The sequence below is a fragment of the Pedobacter endophyticus genome, from assembly GCF_015679185.1.
Taxonomy (GTDB): domain Bacteria; phylum Bacteroidota; class Bacteroidia; order Sphingobacteriales; family Sphingobacteriaceae; genus Pedobacter; species Pedobacter endophyticus.
In genome coordinates this window covers 4,160,288-4,178,484 of record NZ_CP064939.1, presented here as the reverse complement: position 1 = coordinate 4,178,484, position 18,197 = coordinate 4,160,288, and the positions used below count along the sequence as shown (strand labels likewise).

The window sequence follows — 18,197 nt, the reverse complement described above, 5'->3', positions numbered from 1 at the left end:
GCTAAAAGATTAGCCTATTTTCTAGCCCTTCATAGCAATGCTGAATGCCTTAATGAAACATCCCGCAAGGGAAACAGTAAAAATATTAAAAATAAATGAACAACATATATATACCACCAGTAGTTAAAAACCTACTGATTATCAATATCTTATTTTTCATCGGAACATTGGCGCTGAATCCAAACAACACCTACCCGCTTGTACAATGGTTTGCGGTATACTATTTCGATTCGCCCGACTTTAGAATTTGGCAGCCCATTACCTATATGTTTATGCATAGCCCGGTAAATTACTTCCATATTATTTTTAATATGTTTGCCCTATACAGCTTCGGTAGCATTTTAGAACAACGTTGGGGAGGAAAAAAATTCATCATATTTTACTTTATTACCGGTCTTGGGGCTTTGGCGCTGCAATGGGCTGTGCAATCGTACGAAATCTATTCAACGGTCGGTCACTTCATTCAGGATATATCTACTTATTCAGCAAAAAGTAAAGAAGAATTTAACTTATTAGGCGATATATATTATGGCCCCATGTTAGGTGCATCTGGCGCCATTTTTGGCCTATTGGTAGCGTTTGGCATGCTTTACCCTAATGCAGAACTGATGATCTTATTCATTCCCGTTCCTGTAAAAGCTAAATATATCATTCCGATTTATATAGTTATTGAATTAGTTTCAGGTGTAGCCCAGGTTGCTGGCGATTCTGTTGCACATTATGCCCATTTAGGCGGCGCTATTATTGGATTTATATTGGTTAAAATTTGGAAAGATAGAAAAGACAATTTTTATACACTTTATGAATAATACTTTTAAAGAATTAAAATTCAAGATATTTCGATCTGGCAACCCTTTGTTTTTTTACATTGGGATAAACGTTATTATTTTTCTAATAACCGCAATTATTGGTGTCTTCATCTTTCTGGGCAATTCGGCTTTAAATCTCGACTGGTTTCTACGTCAATATATCGGCCTGCCTGCCAGCTTTACCCGGCTACCCGAAAGGTTTTATACCATTTTTACCTACATGTTTTTTCACGATGGAATTTTTCACATCCTGTTTAACATGTTGGGCCTCTATTGGTTTGGCAGTATCTTTATGAACTTCTTAAATAACCGACAGTTTCATTTTGTGTATTTAACCGGAGGCATAGCCGGTGGCTTATTTGCTATTTTGGCGTTGAATATATTTCCGGTTTTTGCGAGCAGTTTAATTGCTACAACCATAATTGGTGCATCGGCAGCCGTAATGGCCATAATTTTTGCAGCCGCAACGCTGGTACCGAACTACACAATTATGCTCTTGTTTATTGGTGAAGTTAAAATTAAATGGATAGCCATCATCTATTTTATCCTCGATTTTATAGCGATAGGTTCAGTAAATGCCGGTGGAAGTTTAGCGCATATTGGCGGTGCCCTGTTGGGGTTTGTATTTATAAAAAGCCTGCAAAACGGTAACGATTGGAGCAAAATTTTCGTACGCAAGCCAAAATTACGTGTGGTTAAAAATGAAAAGCCGCCAGTTAAAAAAAGTGAGTTCAAAGGTGGCGTTTCGCAACAGGAAATTGACGAGATTCTCGATAAAATCTCCACATCAGGGTACGATAAACTAACCGCTTCAGAAAAGGAAAAGTTATTTAAGGCGAGCAAGGATTAATGGCAAAACAAAAAAAATATAGTTTCTTCGATAAGCTATTAATGCCTGTTGCAATGCTCGTGGCCATATTTTTGGTATGCGGAATTTTGGCAGGTAGTATGGACCCGCGAGACCATGCCATCATCGCGTTTTTCGGCCTTGCTTATCCTTTTGTTTTGCTCATCAACATCCTCTTTATTGTGTGGTGGCTCATTCGCAAAAAGTATCTGTTTGCTATTGCTACCATTGTTATCATCGCCATTGGCTTTAAAACGCTAAAGGCTACGTTCGCAATCGGTGGCGACACCGGGGGCAAAGAAAAGCCAGAGGGCAGCATCAGAATGATGACCTATAACGTTCATAACTTTAAGCTTTACGGAGGCGATAACGATGAGTCGGTTAAAGCGCAAATGCTGCAGGTGGTTAAAGATCAAAACCCAGATGTAATCTGCTTTCAGGAGTTTTACACCCGCTACACGGGCAAGTTCGATACCATCGATAGCTTAAAAGCGCTTTTAAACACCCGGTTTTACTATTTTGTGCCCACCAATAAAAACGAGTACGAAGCAATCGGACTGGCCATATTTTCCAAATACCCCATTAAAGGAAGCGGCAAAATTCCTTTTATTGAGGGTGTTCCGGGAAACATGAGCATTTATACCGACTTAAAGGTTCAGGGCAAAACCTTAAGAATTTATAATGTCCATTTTCAGTCGATCTCTTTTGAGAAACAAGACTATGATTATCTTGATAAAGTTAAGAAGATGGACACCGACCTGCAGCCTTCGAAACGGATTTTAAGAATGCTTAAAAGTGCTTTTTTAAAGCGAAGCAGTCAGGTAGATATTATGAAAAAGGAAATGGCAACGTGTAAAACGCCTTATTTAATTGCCGGCGATTTTAACGATACCCCTGCATCGTACGTGGTAACCCAAATTACCGCGGGCTTAAATAACAGCTTCATAAAAAAAGGGTCGGGCCTTGGCAAAACCTATAACGGTAAATTCCCAAATTTTCAAATTGATTATATCGCCACCTCAAAAGAACTGGAAGTACTGAATTACAAAATCACCGAAGCTAAATTGTCTGATCATTTTCCGGTTCGGAGCGATTTAAAGTTCATTCGGTAAATAAGACTGAAGATGAAAGCGGAAAGACCAAAGTGGAAGGAATGAGCAAAACAGCTTAACTGTACTAACGCTTTTTAGGTGGTAATTATCTAATTGCCTCAGCTCGATTAATATTTTAATAAAAAAGCATGTTAACCGTATGTTCAAGTCATGTCGTCATGCTGTCCCGAATAACGTAAAAAGGACGTTTTATTAAAGGAACTCAGGTCAATAGTCTTAAAATATTTCCCCATTTCTTACCATACATCAATAAATGGTATTACCGAAATATCCATCTTTGTATCTATAAAGAAAGAAACAACATTATGAGTTTAATAGATGCACTGAACTGGCGTTATGCCGTTAAAAAAATGAACGGTCAGCCGGTAGAACAAGAGAAAGTTGATCAGATTATTCAAGCAGCTTTGTTGGCTCCAACATCATCTGGCCTACAGCCATTCAGGGTTGTTGTGGTAACCAATCAAGAATTAAAAGAAAAGATTGCTCCAATTGCTTTCGGGCAATCGCAGATTATAGATTCTTCACACCTTTTGATTTTTGCAGCTCAGGAAAATTATACCGAAGAAGGAATTGACGCTATTTTCGATAGAATGAATAGCGAGCGTGGCTTACCTTTAAATGGAACAGACGCCTATAAAGCGCAGTTAAAAGGAATGGTTTTATCCAGATCAGCAGAAGAAAACTTCAATCATGCTGCTCGTCAGGCTTATATCGGTTTCGGTATCGCCATTGCTCAGGCAGCCGTTTTAAAGGTAGATGCAACACCAATGGAAGGCTTTAATGGCCCTGATTTAGATAAACTTTTGGGATTAGATACAAAAGGATTAAAAAGCGTAACTTTATTACCATTGGGCAACAGAGACGAATCTGCAGACTGGTTGGCAAACCTTAAAAAGGTTCGTACGCCATTAAATGAATTCGTAATCGAATTTAAGTAAGAAATTCACGTCCTGATTACATACACTGCGAGCCGCTAAATCAGCGGCTCGTTTTTTTTTTGAACATTCTGAAACATGGCCGTCAGTTGAAGCTCAATGTGGATTAGTTAAGCGGCTGTCGTCATTCCCGCACAGGCGGGAACCCTAAAGCGAGCGCATTAGCGTTAAGATTCCCAATTTAATTGGGAATGACGACCGTTCATGGTTGCGATAATCGTTTTCTAACCCAATTTAACGGCTATATATCAACTAATTGCCAAATAACGTCAATAGAAGCATCGAATAACTTTTTTATAAGAAAAACAATCACATCTGTCCTTCGACTCCGCTCAGGATGACAATGCTCATTGCCGTTGACTTCAGTCAACGGTTATAGGCTATGCCTCATTTTATGTAAAAAAATGTTAAACATCACATCTGTTTAGGCGCTCTATTTTTAATTGGATATATTTACAGTCTGAGCCATTAATTTCGCATAAATGAAGATTTTTAGAACAACGCTTATTATATTTTCAATTCTATCAACAATACACCTTTCTTCGTCGGCACAAACCGATACAGTAAGCATTAACACCATCATTGCCAAAACCAATAAGGTGTTAAATGATTTCCCTGCCGAAAAAATTTACTTACACTTCGATAAACCCTATTATGCAGTTGCCGACACCGTTTGGTTTAAGGCTTATGTTACCGAAAATCAGAACTTTTTATCGGGGCTGAGCAAAATCATTTATGTTGATGTAATCAATCAAAACGACTCGTTGATACAAACTTTAAAGCTTCCGGTTACAGGCGGTCTGGCCAACGGGAACTTTCCGCTCGATCAGGTCAACTACAAACAAGGCAATTATCACATCCGTGCCTACACCATGTGGATGTTGAACATGGCGGACCCAGCGTTTTTTAACAAAACCTTTTATGTAGGCGAAGCCATTGATAAAGAAGTTAAAACCCACATTACCTACAAAAATACCTCGACGGATAAATTAGAAAAAATTGATGCCCGTGTGCAGTTTAAAGATGCCAATAACAAGCCTTATGCCAATAAAAACGTAAGCTGGCAGGTGGTAACCAGTTATACGGTTATCGAAAAAGGCCGTGGAACAACCGATGCCAATGGCTACTTAACCATTGCTTTAAGTCATGCACAAAAGGCGGAATATCAGCTCCAAAAAGGCCAGTTGATTACAAGCATAAATACCACCGAAAAAGATGTGGCTACCAGCAGTTTTCAGCTTAAGAACGCAATAATTAGTAAAGACTTTCAGTTTTTTCCGGAGGGGGGAAACCTTATTGCCGGCTTGAATACAAAAATTGCGTTTAAAGCGGTAAAAAGCGATGGACTGGGCATTAGCTCCAAAGGTATTGTAACGGATAACGATGGCAAGCAGGTAGCAACATTTACCGCCCAGCACCTGGGTATGGGGAGCTTTAATTTGTTGGCCGAGGCAGGCAAAACCTACAAGGCCGCGGTAACTTATGCCGATGGAACTACCCAAAGCTATAACCTGCCAGCCGTTGCCCCTAACGGGATTACGCTAACCGTTGATAACACCGGTGCAGATAACATTGCCATTAAAATACAGGCTAATGATGCTTTCTTTACCGAAAATCAGGGCAAAAAATTCTATGTAATTGCACAAAGCAAAGGTGTTATTTGTTACGGCGCTCAAACGGCGCTTTCCAACAAAGAATATCTTACATCGGTTTTGAAATCTAAATTCCCGAATGGAATTGCGCAGCTCACCTTATTTAACGAACAAGGAAAGCCATTGAGTGAGCGCCTGGTTTTCGTTCAGCATAAAGACAATATGGTAGTTACGCTTTCGAGCCCGGCAACAACTTATGGAATTAAGAAAAAGGTAAAAATTAATGTTGCTGCAAAAAAAGACGGTGCGCCAGTAGAGGGAAATTTTTCTGTTGCCGTAGTTGATGAAACCAAAGTTCCATCGAGCGAAGATGCCACAAGTACCATTTTAACAGGTCTTTTACTCAGCAGCGATGTAAAGGGCTACATTGAAAAGGCAAATTATTATTTCAACGCACCCGATGCCAAGAAAAATGCCGATCTTGATGTGCTTTTACTCACTCAAGGTTACCGCAGCTTCAACTACACCGATATTATCGCAGGCAAATTGCCCAAAATCGATTTCTTACCCGAGCAAGGGATAGAGCTTTCGGGTATTTTAAGAATGAACAATGGCATTCCGGTGCGAAAAGGACAACTATTGCTCACCATCCCAGATAAGCGCTTTAATTTAGAGGGGACAACCGATCCAGTAGGGAATTTTAGGTTTAAAAATCTTGTTTTTAACGATTCGTCGAAAGTTACCATTACCGCGAAATACAACCCGAATTATAGAAGCATGACTTTGCAAATGAACGGGTCGCCGGTACCGAGTTTAACACGAAATTTTAGCGCTGCCGAGGAGGTTTTGAACATCGATAGTACCTTAACCACTTACCTGGCCAACAGTAAAAGGCAATACGCCTATTTACACACCTTGAAGGATGTAAACATTCAGGCTACCGCAACGCCAAAAGTTAGCCATAAAGATTATCCGGCATTATCGGGATTAAGCCAAATTGCCGATCACGAGGTTTCCGGCGATCGTTTAAAGGGCTGTGGATTGCTGATTAACTGTTTACAGGGCATGCTTGCAGGCGTAACTTTTGCCGATGGTAATTTTTATGTGAGCAGAGATTATAACGCCGGCAACAGAACACCAATGGGGATTTTTATCAACGGGATGAACGTTGATGTAAATCAGATTAATACCATTGATGTGAACATGCTCGAATCGATAGAAATCTTTTTAAGAGACGATCTTGGCCTGGTAAACCGGACGAATAACGTTAACGGGGTGTTGGTTTTTAATCAAAAGAAAATGCCGAAAGGACAAAAAATATCGAAGGCACAATTAATGGATTTGCTGCCAAAATATTACGAATTGACATTTTCTCCGGGCGGCTACGATAAAGAAAGGCAGTTTTACTCACCCAAATATGAAACCCCAACGAGCATGAATCGCAATGATTTGAGAACCACCATTTACTGGAATCCAAAAATTGTTACCGATGCTACAGGAAACGCTTCATTCGAGTTTTACAATGCCGATGGTAAAGGGCAATACAAAGTTACCATCGAAGGAATTGACGCCAACGGTAACCTTGGCAGATCGATTTTCAAATATACAGTGAAGTAATTCTGATCCCAGATCGGACAGGATTTGAAGAAGTCGAGTTTTTTAGAAACTTGACTTCTTTGTTCGCTAAATTAAGCTGCTTATTCTACCTCATGAGGTAGCTTGTCTCCTTTTAAGCCCGCCACAATATTTTCGGCAATCAGCTCGGCCATTGCTGCACGCGTTTCTACCGTTGCAGAGCCAATGTGCGGCAAAACGGCAACGTTTTCCATGCTTAAGAGTGGATTATCCTTATCCATAGGCTCCGGATTAGTTACATCTAATCCCGCTCCCCAAATCGTACCGTCTTTCAAGGCTTCAATCAGATCAGCTTCGTTATGTATTGCACCCCTTGCCGTGTTTACAAAAATAGCGGTTGGCTTCATCTGCTTGAAAACCGCAGCTGAGAATTTTCCCTCGGTTTCTGATGTTAATGCGGTGTGTACAGAAAGCACATCACTTTCTGCAAGTAACTCTTCAAACGACACATATTTGGCCTCGAGCTCTTTCTCAGCTTCCTCGTTACGCGATCGGTTATGATAAATTACCTTCATTCCGTAAGCGGCAACACACTTTTTGGCCAGCTCCGAACCAATTTTGCCCATACCGAAAACGCCAAGCGTTTTATCATTTAACTCTATGCCCAGTTCGGGCGTAGGCTCATAATTTTTCCAGTCGCCGCTAATAATTTTTTTGTGCAGGTAAAACGCCTTTCTCGAAACCGCAAGCATCAGCAAAAACGCAGTGTCGGCGGTTGCAGCGCTTAATACCCCGGGCGTGTTGCCAATTTTGATCCCCAGTTTTTTTGCTTCACCAACATCTACCTGATCAAAACCTACCGAATGAAGCGCGATAACCTTTAAATGTTTACAAGCGTTTAAAAATTCAGCGTTCAATTTGTTCGGGCCTACACTAACAAGTCCGTCAACATCTTTGCAGGCTTCAATCAGCTCTTCCGCGGTAATTTGTCTGTCTTCATTCCATTGCGTAAACGAAATGTTGTTTTCTTCCAATTGTTTTAATCCAATCGAAGCAATATTGCCACTTATAAATACTTTCATGTTTAATTAACAGTAAAAAGTTGAAGGTGTTTTTTATAAATAAAGAATGGATTGTACCGACGATGTGTTTGTTATTGGAGGCTATCTCAAAAAGCAAAACGACACCATAAGCTCAGAATTTATTTGGCGCCTTAAACCTCTCCCTTTTAATGCCGGTGGTTTTTGCTCTGTCTGTACATCCCTTCCGAAGAAGTCGGAAGGGAAAGCAAAGGCATTGTTTTTAACCCAAACGTTGATAGGGAGAGGTTATCAAACGCAAGGCGAATCCGATAGCTATCGGATTTAATTTGGAGACAGCCTCTATGCAGACAACATTTTGTAGACCTATTGATCTACAAATTGCCCTACTTTACCGTTGCCGTTATTTTTTGGTAGGTGTTAGCACTGAAATACCCCAGCGCATTATTGGAAATGTTAGAGGTTGGGTTTGCTGGCGTTGTGCCCTGATTTGGCCCTCTACCCGCCTGACCACTTAAAGCATACCAATAATCGAAAATATTGCTATCAATGCTTTCCATTTCAACAGCTACCTTGTCTCCGCTTACCAGATCATCTTCATCGTCGTCATCACTGCCGCTATCAAAAAACAGTTGAATGCGCAACTTATTGCCATTCGTAAGTCGATCGTTATTTACGTAAATGCCTTTTGAATTTATCCCGTTTTTGTTCAGGGTGAAGCGGTAAAAATTGGCTTCATCTTCGGGGTCTACTAAATATGCGGCAGTTGTTTTAACTTCGTTACCAAAGAATGAGTTGTTAATAATACCAATCGAATCGATTTTAACGAAGTTGGGCATTTTTGAACTGGCTGTGTAGTTTTTACCTTCTGCCGCAACGTTCATGGTATAGGTAACGCCGTACACCCCTTTCATCCTGCTGGTATAAACACCCGGCGATGTTTCGGTAAAAATGTATTTAACACCTTTACTGTCAGTAACTTTTACTGCAGCGCCCGAAACTGCCGGAAACACACTCGCCTCGGTGTAGCCCACACTTTTTGTGATCTTGATTTGTTGATCGGCTAAACGATCATTAATTTTCCCCTCAATAACGATTTGCGCAGCGGCGTTTTCGGTATCGATGCTGATGATTTTCTTACACCCCAAAAACGAAAGTGCAAAAAGTGCGATGTATACTATTTTTTTCATCGTTAAAATTTAAAGTTCCAGGTAACTGAAGGAATAAGTCCAAAAAGCGAGGTTTGCTCTGCCACCGTTTTAGTCGGGTCGTTCGGGTCATCAATAAACTCAATGGAATACGGGTTTTTTCGAGCAAGGGCATTGTACACTCCAAAGTTCCAGCTCGAATGATATTTACCCCGGTTTTTCCCCTCAAGTGTAGCGCTTAAATCCAACCGCATGTTATAAGGCATTCTGCCCGCATTACGCTGGGTGTAATAGTACGCGGTTTGTCCGCCAATGCCATATTTTCCTGCCGGAAACGTTACCGCGTTGCCCGTGCTGTAAATGAAGCTCGATGAAAACGTCCACCGTTTATTCAAATTGTAGATTCCAACAACCGAAACATCGTGGGTACGATCTTGCCTCGAAGGGAAATAATTGCCGTTGTTCAGTTGCGCAAACTTCCGTTCCGTTCGCGATAAGGTATAGCCGACCCAACCATTTAGCCTGCCAAATTTTTTCTTGAAGAACAGTTCCATGCCATAGGCCCGGCCAACGCCGTAAAGCAATTCCGATTCTACATTTGAGTTGGCCAATAGCTGGGCCGCGTTTTTATAGTCGATTTGATTTTGCAGCCATTTGTAGTAAATCTCGCCAGAAAATTCGTAATTGTTTTCCTTCAGGTTCTTAAAATACCCAATTGCAATTTGATCGGCAATTTCTGGCTTAATGTTATTGCTGCTAAGCACGTACTGATCGGTTGGCGAACTGGAGGTAGCATTGGTTAAAATATGGATATTTTGCGTATTTCTGTTGTACGATGCCTTGATGGAATTTTCATCGTTAAAGAGGTAGCTTACCGAGAAACGCGGCTCGAGGTTCAGATAAGTTTTATAAAATTTCCCACTGCCTACACTTTCTGTCGAAGTTGTGTTTCCTGCCGCATCATAAGTACTAAAATTACCCGGCCCCATTAACGAAAAGGCCGCTAATCGAACCCCATACAGCAAGTTGAGCTTTTCGTTTACCGCCCACTCGTCAGAAATATAAGCTGCAGATTCTAGTCCGTACCGTTTTTCCTGCGTGAGCGGATTCACCTGCGACTCCTGGTTGGTTGTAATGGCAATTGGCGAAATGCGATGCTGTGTTGCGTTAAGGCCAAACCTCAAAATGTGCTTATTGCTGAAATATTGAAAATCTTCTTTTAAATTGAAATCGCGAACCAACGATGTGGCTTTAAACTTTGTCGCATCACTTAGCAGCCGAACAGTATAATTGTAGTTGTTATAAATTAGCGATGTATTGGAAAATAACCTGTCGTTAAAAATGTGGTTTAACCTGATCGTTGTGGTTACATTTCCCCAGTTATTTTCAAACAGATCTTTCACGCCGATATTGTCCTTGCCAAAATAGCCCGAAATATAAATGGTGTTTTTATCATCGATCTTATAATTCGCCTTGGCGTTGATATCATAAAAGTTCAAAGTACTGCCATTGATCGATGAATCAGGCGAAGCCCTTAAAAACAAGTCGATATACGTTCGCCTAAAGCTGACCATAAAAGAGCCACGATCTTTTACAATTGGTCCTTCGGCCTTAAAACGTGAGGCAATTAAGCCAATACCGCCTTGAAACTGATATTCTTTGTTATTGCCGTCGTCCATTTTAACATCCAAAACCGACGATAAACGACCACCGTACTGCGCTGGCATTCCGCCTTTATAGAGGCTAACATCTTTGATGGCATCGGCATTGAAAGTAGAAAAGAAACCCAGTAAGTGTGATGAATTATAAACTACCGCTTCATCAAGTAAGATCAGGTTCTGATCGGCTGCTCCGCCCCGAACATAAAAGCCAGTATTGCCCTCTCCTCCCGATTTTACACCGGGAAGCAATTGAATGGTTTTGAGCACATCTTTTTCGCCCAGCAAAACAGGAATGCTATTTAAAGATTGCATATCCACCTTTTCCAGACCCATTTGTGCACTTTTAACGTTCTCGTTTTTTCGGTTACTGGCACTTACCGTTACTTCTGCCAAATCGTTCGCCGCCCTAAGCTCCGTGTTCAGTTTTAAATCCTTATCTAAATTAATTGTTTTGCTCGTTGTTGCATAACCAGTGTAACTTATGGCCACGGTGTAGCTACCGGCGGGTTGAGTAAGCGCAAAATAGCCGTAAGCATTGGTTAAACCTGCCGCTGTAGTGGCGCCTGTAATGCGAACCGTTGCCCCAATGAGTGTTTCGCCGGTACTTGCGTCTCTCACCGTTCCGCTTAGCGTGAACTTGTTTTGTGCAAAAACAGAAAAATGGAATACAATAAGGAAGAGTACGGCTAAATAATTTTTGTTGGGCATACTTGCTCGATCTGATTTTTGTAAATGGAATCAAATGTACGAATTACCATCTTAGTTATTTACGCTCAGCAGGATAAATGCCAATATGATGCGATCTTAACAGATATGCACTTGCCTCGTTTTTAGTAGCCTGTTTAAATGAAATCAGTTTAGAGGATTCTTTGGGCATATGACAATCGATGCAATTGGCGGCCAAAACGCCTCTGGATAGGGTTTCTTCACTGTGATTGGTTGTTTTATGACAGTTTATACAACGTTGCGAATATATCGCCAGGTTGCCTTTTATATTTTCGTGCGTATTGTGGCACGATTGGCAAGTCATGTTATTGCTTTTTATGTAGCAGTTGCTCCCTGTTAGCATGGTGGTTTGGTTGCCATGAACATCGGGCTTGCCGCCTCCGAAGCCAACAAAATCCTGCACGTAATATTTGTCAATGTCATCGCCCGGCTTAAACTCAAAAACAGATTTTTGCGCCATTAGCGTATTGCCCGAATGGCAAACTCCGCAGGCATCCATTTTCTGCTTCCTGCTTAGCGTTTTAAAAATGGTAATGTATTTAGCTGTTTTTTCTTCCGGGTTTTCGGTATGAAAAACAACGTGTTGTTTTGCCGGGCCATGGCAACGTTCGCAATCGATACCATAAATTATCGAGCCCTGCTTCATCTCCTCATTCATAGAAAATGTCGACTCGTGCTTGAGTTCCTTTTCTACAAACGAACCGTGGCACTCTAAACAGCGACTTGTAATGCCGCGATCGTAATAAAACATGTGTGCCGGAAAGCCAGGGCTGATTGCCCAATTGTTAATGGCCGCAAAATAAGATAGCGGGAGCTCATATAGCTTTTTGCCTCGCCAATAGGCGTAAGTGTAAGCCTTTTCGCCCGAACCGAACTGCATATCGAATCGTTCGGCCCTAACAGCCACGCCATCTTTATAGGCTACCTGATAAAAACCTCCCTTTCGTTTTTCAACAACAACTTTTTCGTTGGCATTGAGCGAAAATGAATTAGAATCTGGAGGAAAAACACCCGTTAAATCGCTGTCGTTCACTTTCTGCGAAGTTAATCCGTGTGGGCTGTGCGCATAATCGGCTGATAGTGATTGATGGCACGTTTTACAGCTTGCTGCTCCTGCATAAGCCTCGCCCCGAATATCGTCTGGCAGTTTATCAGCCGCAGTCATACACCTCGATAGGATGACTATTACAGCAGAGAATGCGCCTAAAATTAGGAGAATGCGTTTTGGGCCTTTCAAAATAGGGATTTGGTTAGCTTTTTAAAACTTGAAGATAGCCAAAATCCCTAAAAGATTAAGATTTATTTAATGAGGTATTTTTCAACGGCTTTTCGCCAAATTGCATAACCATCGGCATTCATGTGCAGCATATCTTTCACAAATAACTCTGGTCTTAGTTTTCCATCTTTGGTTAACATTAACGGATAAATGTCTACAAAAGTTGTATTGGCATCGCCAGCTAAAAATTTCTGAATTAATGCGTTCGAGGCTTCTGCTTTTTCCCTGAACTTCTCCCTGCTCGGGCTTGGTTTCATAGCGATATAAACAATGGGGACGTTTGGCAATTTCGCCCTGATGGCCTTAAACAAAACCTTTGTTCTGTTCAGAACCGTATCGGGTGTAACGTCTTCGTTCGGTAAATCGTTTTCGCCCACATAAAGCACAATTTGCTTGGGTTGGTACGGAAATACAATATCGTTTAAGTAAAAAGTAATGTCGTTAATTACCGCTCCGCCGACGCCTCGGTTTAGTGCATTATATTTTGCGAAAACCTGGGTAAGATCGTCCCATTTTCTTATCGAGGAACTTCCAACGAAGAGCACAGGACTAACCGGCGGCTTATACATCCGGTCGTACTTTTTTATGGTTTGCACGTCATCCCAAAACGGTGGATTTTTTTGAGCAAAAGAAGTTAGAATAAATAAATGAAGAATGAGGATGGTTAGAAATGACTTTTTCATTTTTTGATTTTAATTGAGCGTTCAATATACCAATATATAGGAAAATTAGCGCATGAAAAATTAAAACGCCCGAAGCCGGCGAGCATTTTGTAATTATAAAAAAAAGAAAACCAACAATTTAAGGCTTTTTTATTCCTAATTTGTTTAAAAAATCGTATATTAGAAAATAATCTATTTTTTCTTTATGAAAAATTTTTATAATACATTCGGTTCGCTATCGTTTCTATTGCTGTTTTTATTTGTAGGATCGTGCAAAAAGGAACCAGAAAAGGCACTCAACTTTCTAAAATCGACTTATCGGCCAGATAAACACATACTTCAAAATAATATAGATAAATTAATGGCGGTAGGGGTACCGCCAAAGTTCTGTTACTATTATTATCCATCTATAGAATACACCATTGGATATCCGGCTGGCACCGATCCGCAGCTTTTAGATCGAATTGCCCGCTCTGTTGAAGAAGAGTTGAGTAAAGCGGCAAGTATCTTATACTTAAGTTATCAACAAGCTTTAAATGCCTATCAAAGCGCACAGAACAATGCTTTTCAGTTGGTTACTGGTGCCGGGTTTAACTATTATCCGCCAACAGTGTATGAGCCCTATCAACTATGTCCTGGCGATGACGGCTATATGGCTTTAATAGATCCATGTTTCCAAAAGATGTTGGTAGGCAACATGGCCCGCGATAGCATAATCGCTGCACAAAATTCTACCATACTAACAAAAACAACCAACACCAGTGTAGAATATGGCGCCGAAGTTAAATTGGTAGCCCCTACCTCTTTTTCGCCATATAAAAGTACTACGGTCAGAACTGATAACGCAACCAACAATTTTAACCCAAAATTTACCTGGAGCACTACCGATGGCTTTACCGTTGGCGTTTCACACGGGCATCCGAGCAATTCGGCGCCCTCTCCGGCTGACGCAATTTGGCTAGTAAGCAACATTAATGTACCGGCCCTTCGCAACGCCAGCACAGAGGAAAGGAACTTTTTTAGGTCGAACGTATTCGTAACAGTGGTTGCCTCCTTACATACTTATGTAATTACCGTAAATAACTGGCAAGCGCTCGAAAAGTTATACTTCGAGTTTAAGGCAGATGAAGCTGGGTTTAATGCCAATTACATAAGGCTTACCACGGAACATGGCAGCTCGGAGCATGCACTTTTGAGCCTATTCGGTGAGGCCATTAATCTGTACAAGGCACCTGCTGGCTCAACAAATTTTAAACCTGTTGGTATGGCCTACGGCGGCACCGGCGACTTTGTTATAGAAATATTATGTCCATAATTTAACGCGAAGAAAAAATGAAAACTTATTTAATACTTATACTTTGCTTGCTTAACATAGGGTTAAAGGCACAAAAACTAGCAGTTGGTGATGTGGCACAAATCAATCTACCTAAGGATGCTAAGCAATTAAAAAATGTACAAATATTGGCAAATCCTAACAGTCTGATTACAAAAAGCGACATAGGTTCGACACCTAAAACCCTATACGAAAAGAATGGGGCTGCCGTTGGTTTATGGGGAATTGAACAAGGCTCTTCTAAAAGGACACTTGAGGAGATTCGTGCTGAATTAATTGAGGTATATAAACTCTCTAAAACTTTCCTAGTAATTACTTCTGAAATCAAAATGCACAACGGAGTAAAATATTTGATCTTACAAACAAAAGAAGACAATGAATATTATTATCGCATTATCTCTGAGGCCCACAATAATCGATTAATTAACGGTTTTGTTAAATATAAAAATGGAGATAAGGACAACGCAACTACTATTCTAGCAGAGTTACTTAGCAATCTACAGTTTAAACAGTAGAATTATTATTAAATAAGCAATGTGATTTTGCTCTTCTATTAACGGTTTTCAATGGGTTAGGACTGCTGTCGGCTCAACAGATTTTAAACCTGTTGGTATGGCCTACGGCGGTACCGGCGACTTTGTTATAGAAATATCATGTCCATAATTTAACTCGAAATAATATGAAAATCTATCTAATATCTATGCTTTGCCTATTAAGCCTTGAGCTGAGGGCGCAGCAAATAACAGTTGGTGGTGTAGCAAAAATCAATTCAACTAGAGAACTGCAGCCTCTAAACAGCGCTGAAATGTTAAAAAAGCCAAAAGGTTTGCTCAATGAAAGAGACGTACAATATTTACCCAAGGCCAATAATTTATATGAAAAAGATGGTGTTTATATCGGGCTGTGGCAGGTTACCGATGGAGATGCGAGAAGGACACTTGAACAAGTTCAAAAAGAATTAGAGGGGATCTACAAATTGGTAAACACGATCGCCGTAATTGGTTCCGAGATCAAAACTTATAATAATATTAAGTACTTCATTATAAATGAAATTGATAAGGGAGAATACTACTATCGATTTTTTTCTGAAACACACAATATGCGATCTATTAATGGTTTTATAAAATATAAAAAAGAGGATAAGGACAAGGCCGCTGCTATTTTAAAAGATTTGTTAAACAATGCGAAGTTTAAAAATTAACATCTCATTATTAAATCAAACTTGTTTAAAGAACAGTGCGATTTTGCTCTTCTATTAACGGTTTTCAATGGGTTAGGAGTGCTGCGGCTCAACAGATTTTAAACCTGTTGGCATGGCCTAAGGCGGCACTGGCGACTTTATTATGAAATATCTTGTCCGTATTTTACTCGAAAATGATATGAAAATCTATCTAATATCTATACTTTGCCTATTAAGCCTTCGGCTAAGGGCACAGCAAATAACAGTTGGCGGGGTGGCACAAATTAGTGATACTAAAGAACTGAAACCTTTAAGCAGCGCTGAAATGTTAGAGAAGCCCAAAGGCTTGCTCGATAAAAGTGACGTAAAATATTTACCGAAAGACAATAAGATATATGAAAAAGATGGTGTTTACATCGGCTTATGGCAAGTTATTGAAGGGATTACCAAGAGAACCCTAACAGAAATTCAAAAAGAAAAAGTTTATTTATATAATTTGGATAAAACTTCTACACTTGTTAGCTCTGAGATTAAGAATTATAGCAGTATTAATTATTTAATAATAAATACACAAGAAAATGATGAATGTTACTACCGTTTTAACTCTCAGCCACATAACGGTCTTTATTTAAATGGTTTTATAAAATATAAAAAAGAGGATAAGGACAAGGCCGCTGCTATTTTAAAAGATTTGTTAAACAATGCGAAGTTTAAAAATTAACATCTCATTATTAAATCGAACTTGTTTAAAAAACAGTGGGATTTTGCTCTTCTATTAACGGGTTTCCATCGCCAACATTATGGTTTTTAGCCGCTAATCAATCAAATTTATTACGCCCAATGCCGATGATTGTAACTTATTGTGGTGACCCCTCAGGGGTTCGAACTTAGCCTTAAAAAGGCCATTGAATGTCTGTTTAAGGGCGTTTCTAACTTTGACTCTCCGAATGACGCACCTTTTTGTTAATATGTTTTAGCTGCAAATGCCATTGCATTAAAGGTAGAACTTTTTTGTTAGAAATAAACTAATTTTCCATCATGATTTACCTATATATTAGGTTAATGATACTTAGAATCTGATTACTCTCGGTAGGCTCTGAATGCAATCATGATGAGAGGGAGTCGCTACATAAGGCGAGAACTTGATCCATTTGGGCCTGCTTAGTACCCGTGTATTCCTCCAGTGCGCCTATCTTTGATATGAAGCCCCCCTCATTAAATGGTGGTATTACGAGATTTTGAAATAGTTATGGAACTGAATAAGGTCTAATCAAACAAGCTTCCCAAAAACTTGTATCATAAAAACAAAATCTATTTTACTTACAAATAGAGGGTTTTAGTGATACAAAAATGAAGATGGGTTGCGCCAGAAATTTCTAGTAAAGAACGAAGTTAAATTGGATTTAGTCGCTTCGTCAGGCTGGATGTAAAGTAATTTTAAAGAAACATTAATTTAGGCTCTTTATCACATGAGCTTTAGATGACTAGGTAATTCATAAAATTTTTAGGATATTGTATTATATATTTCACAATGGAAATTTCAACAATCGATCGGCGAAACATTTTAAAATGTTTAGCGCTTGCCATGGGTGTAGCAATCGTTCCAGAATATGCAATTGCGGGGTTAGGAAATCATAACAATATTGAAGTCTCTTCCATTGACGGCTTTCAACCAATACATATAAAAAGTGGAGAAGGGAAAAAGGGAAAAATTGGTGATGGAGATATTATTTTCAAGCTGGATAAGACTCAAACAGATGGTCACTTAGGCGTAACTGAATCAACTTTACCGGTAGGCATACTCGGTGCACCACCTCATTTCCATAAAGGATTTGATGAAATATGCAGAGTAACTCAAGGAACCCTTACGATTCTTGTTGGTGAGAAAATCTTTGAAGTCAATGAAGGTGATTGGCACCTGCGACCAAGAGGAATTGTGCATAGCTTTTTGGAATACTGGCACTAAACCCGCGAAATTTATCGAGATTTACTCTCCAGGGGGACATGAAGCTTATATGAACGAACTTTCGGATCTATTTATTCAAAATCAGAGACCGAAACCAGGCGCACTTGAACTGCTTGCTAAAAAGTATGACATTACTTTCGACTGGCCCAAACTCAAAGTCATTATGGATACATATAAAGTTCATCTATAATTCAATATATCGTAATTTTGTTTGAACTTAAGTGGAATTCGCTTAAACAGTCTCATAATACGAACGCATAGTTTTATTTTTAACACTTAATTTGATAGTTTATGGACTGTTAAATTTTCTGTTATGTATATTTGTTGGTGGTTTC

Annotated in this window: 15 protein-coding genes; 10 read left to right on the top strand and 5 right to left on the bottom strand. The window is 39.8% G+C overall.

The genetic code is table 11. The annotated features are described in order from the left end of the window. Window positions 1–95: 95 nt before the first annotated feature. The 5 genes from IZT61_RS17085 (at window position 96) to IZT61_RS17065 (ending at window position 6,912) form a co-directional block, all read left to right on the top strand. Window positions 96–809 carry a rhomboid family intramembrane serine protease gene (locus tag IZT61_RS17085; RefSeq protein WP_196098243.1) on the top strand — a complete coding sequence of 238 codons (714 nt, stop codon included), beginning with the start codon at window positions 96–98 and terminating at the stop codon, window positions 807–809. Continuing rightward, window positions 802–1,659, top strand: a complete 858-nt coding sequence (locus IZT61_RS17080; protein ID WP_196098242.1) for a rhomboid family intramembrane serine protease — start codon at window positions 802–804, stop codon at window positions 1,657–1,659. The genes IZT61_RS17085 and IZT61_RS17080 overlap by 8 nt, the downstream gene beginning before the upstream one ends. Continuing rightward, window positions 1,659–2,768, top strand: coding sequence for an endonuclease/exonuclease/phosphatase family protein (locus IZT61_RS17075; RefSeq protein ID WP_196098241.1), 1,110 nt, complete (start codon window positions 1,659–1,661; stop codon window positions 2,766–2,768). The genes IZT61_RS17080 and IZT61_RS17075 overlap by 1 nt, the downstream gene beginning before the upstream one ends. A 305-nt stretch (window positions 2,769–3,073) precedes the next feature. After that, the gene (locus tag IZT61_RS17070; protein WP_196098240.1) at window positions 3,074–3,706 is read left to right on the top strand and encodes a nitroreductase family protein; all 633 of its coding nucleotides are present in this window, start codon (window positions 3,074–3,076) and stop codon (window positions 3,704–3,706) included. 479 nt (window positions 3,707–4,185) lie between these two features. After that, a complete protein-coding gene (locus IZT61_RS17065; RefSeq protein WP_196098239.1) occupies window positions 4,186–6,912 on the top strand; it encodes an Ig-like domain-containing protein in 2,727 nt (908 codons plus the stop codon). Between the two features lie 80 nt (window positions 6,913–6,992). On the opposite strand, the gene IZT61_RS17060 is transcribed toward IZT61_RS17065, so the two are convergent. From IZT61_RS17060 to IZT61_RS17040, 5 genes are all read right to left on the bottom strand, one after another. Then, window positions 6,993–7,952, bottom strand: coding sequence for a 2-hydroxyacid dehydrogenase (locus tag IZT61_RS17060; protein ID WP_196098238.1), 960 nt, complete (start codon window positions 7,950–7,952; stop codon window positions 6,993–6,995). Window positions 7,953–8,296: 344 nt separating this feature from the next. Then, on the bottom strand, window positions 8,297–9,100 hold the full coding sequence (locus IZT61_RS17055; protein WP_196098237.1) for a DUF4249 domain-containing protein: 804 nt from the start codon (window positions 9,098–9,100) through the stop codon (window positions 8,297–8,299). 2 nt (window positions 9,101–9,102) lie between these two features. After that, window positions 9,103–11,427, bottom strand: a complete 2,325-nt coding sequence (locus IZT61_RS17050; RefSeq protein ID WP_196098236.1) for a TonB-dependent receptor — start codon at window positions 11,425–11,427, stop codon at window positions 9,103–9,105. A gap of 55 nt (window positions 11,428–11,482) precedes the next feature. Continuing rightward, complete coding sequence (locus tag IZT61_RS17045) at window positions 11,483–12,682, bottom strand: hypothetical protein (protein ID WP_196098235.1); 1,200 nt, start codon at window positions 12,680–12,682, stop codon at window positions 11,483–11,485. Window positions 12,683–12,744: 62 nt separating this feature from the next. Then, window positions 12,745–13,404, bottom strand: coding sequence for a GDSL-type esterase/lipase family protein (locus IZT61_RS17040; protein ID WP_196098234.1), 660 nt, complete (start codon window positions 13,402–13,404; stop codon window positions 12,745–12,747). Between the two features lie 184 nt (window positions 13,405–13,588). On the opposite strand from IZT61_RS17040, the gene IZT61_RS17035 reads away from it, so the two are divergent. From IZT61_RS17035 to IZT61_RS17015, 5 genes are all read left to right on the top strand, one after another. Then, window positions 13,589–14,698: a hypothetical protein gene (locus IZT61_RS17035; RefSeq protein ID WP_196098233.1), complete on the top strand. Its 1,110-nt coding sequence runs from the start codon at window positions 13,589–13,591 to the stop codon at window positions 14,696–14,698. A gap of 17 nt (window positions 14,699–14,715) precedes the next feature. Continuing rightward, window positions 14,716–15,231: a hypothetical protein gene (locus tag IZT61_RS17030; RefSeq protein WP_196098232.1), complete on the top strand. Its 516-nt coding sequence runs from the start codon at window positions 14,716–14,718 to the stop codon at window positions 15,229–15,231. A 164-nt stretch (window positions 15,232–15,395) separates the two neighbouring features. Further along, window positions 15,396–15,917, top strand: a complete 522-nt coding sequence (locus tag IZT61_RS17025) for a hypothetical protein (protein WP_196098231.1) — start codon at window positions 15,396–15,398, stop codon at window positions 15,915–15,917. A 178-nt stretch (window positions 15,918–16,095) separates the two neighbouring features. Continuing rightward, complete coding sequence (locus IZT61_RS17020; protein WP_196098230.1) at window positions 16,096–16,617, top strand: hypothetical protein; 522 nt, start codon at window positions 16,096–16,098, stop codon at window positions 16,615–16,617. An 810-nt stretch (window positions 16,618–17,427) separates the two neighbouring features. Continuing rightward, window positions 17,428–17,862 carry a cupin domain-containing protein gene (locus IZT61_RS17015; protein WP_196098229.1) on the top strand — a complete coding sequence of 145 codons (435 nt, stop codon included), beginning with the start codon at window positions 17,428–17,430 and terminating at the stop codon, window positions 17,860–17,862. The last annotated feature ends 335 nt before the right edge of the window (window positions 17,863–18,197 follow it).

Excerpts from the sequence above, each read along its gene's own strand:
- IZT61_RS17055 (WP_196098237.1), bottom strand. The coding sequence starts at position 9,100 with ATGAAAAAAATAGTATACATCGCACTTTTTGCACTTTCGTTTTTGGGG.
- IZT61_RS17065 (WP_196098239.1), top strand. The coding sequence starts at position 4,186 with ATGAAGATTTTTAGAACAACGCTTATTATATTTTCAATTCTATCAACA.
- IZT61_RS17070 (WP_196098240.1), top strand. The coding sequence starts at position 3,074 with ATGAGTTTAATAGATGCACTGAACTGGCGTTATGCCGTTAAAAAAATG.
- IZT61_RS17035 (WP_196098233.1), top strand. The coding sequence starts at position 13,589 with ATGAAAAATTTTTATAATACATTCGGTTCGCTATCGTTTCTATTGCTG.
- IZT61_RS17030 (WP_196098232.1), top strand. The coding sequence starts at position 14,716 with ATGAAAACTTATTTAATACTTATACTTTGCTTGCTTAACATAGGGTTA.
- IZT61_RS17020 (WP_196098230.1), top strand. The coding sequence starts at position 16,096 with ATGAAAATCTATCTAATATCTATACTTTGCCTATTAAGCCTTCGGCTA.
- IZT61_RS17040 (WP_196098234.1), bottom strand. The coding sequence starts at position 13,404 with ATGAAAAAGTCATTTCTAACCATCCTCATTCTTCATTTATTTATTCTA.
- IZT61_RS17085 (WP_196098243.1), top strand. The coding sequence starts at position 96 with ATGAACAACATATATATACCACCAGTAGTTAAAAACCTACTGATTATC.
- IZT61_RS17015 (WP_196098229.1), top strand. The coding sequence starts at position 17,428 with ATGGAAATTTCAACAATCGATCGGCGAAACATTTTAAAATGTTTAGCG.
- IZT61_RS17025 (WP_196098231.1), top strand. The coding sequence starts at position 15,396 with ATGAAAATCTATCTAATATCTATGCTTTGCCTATTAAGCCTTGAGCTG.
- IZT61_RS17060 (WP_196098238.1), bottom strand. The coding sequence starts at position 7,952 with ATGAAAGTATTTATAAGTGGCAATATTGCTTCGATTGGATTAAAACAA.
- IZT61_RS17050 (WP_196098236.1), bottom strand. The coding sequence starts at position 11,427 with ATGCCCAACAAAAATTATTTAGCCGTACTCTTCCTTATTGTATTCCAT.
- IZT61_RS17075 (WP_196098241.1), top strand. The coding sequence starts at position 1,659 with ATGGCAAAACAAAAAAAATATAGTTTCTTCGATAAGCTATTAATGCCT.
- IZT61_RS17080 (WP_196098242.1), top strand. The coding sequence starts at position 802 with ATGAATAATACTTTTAAAGAATTAAAATTCAAGATATTTCGATCTGGC.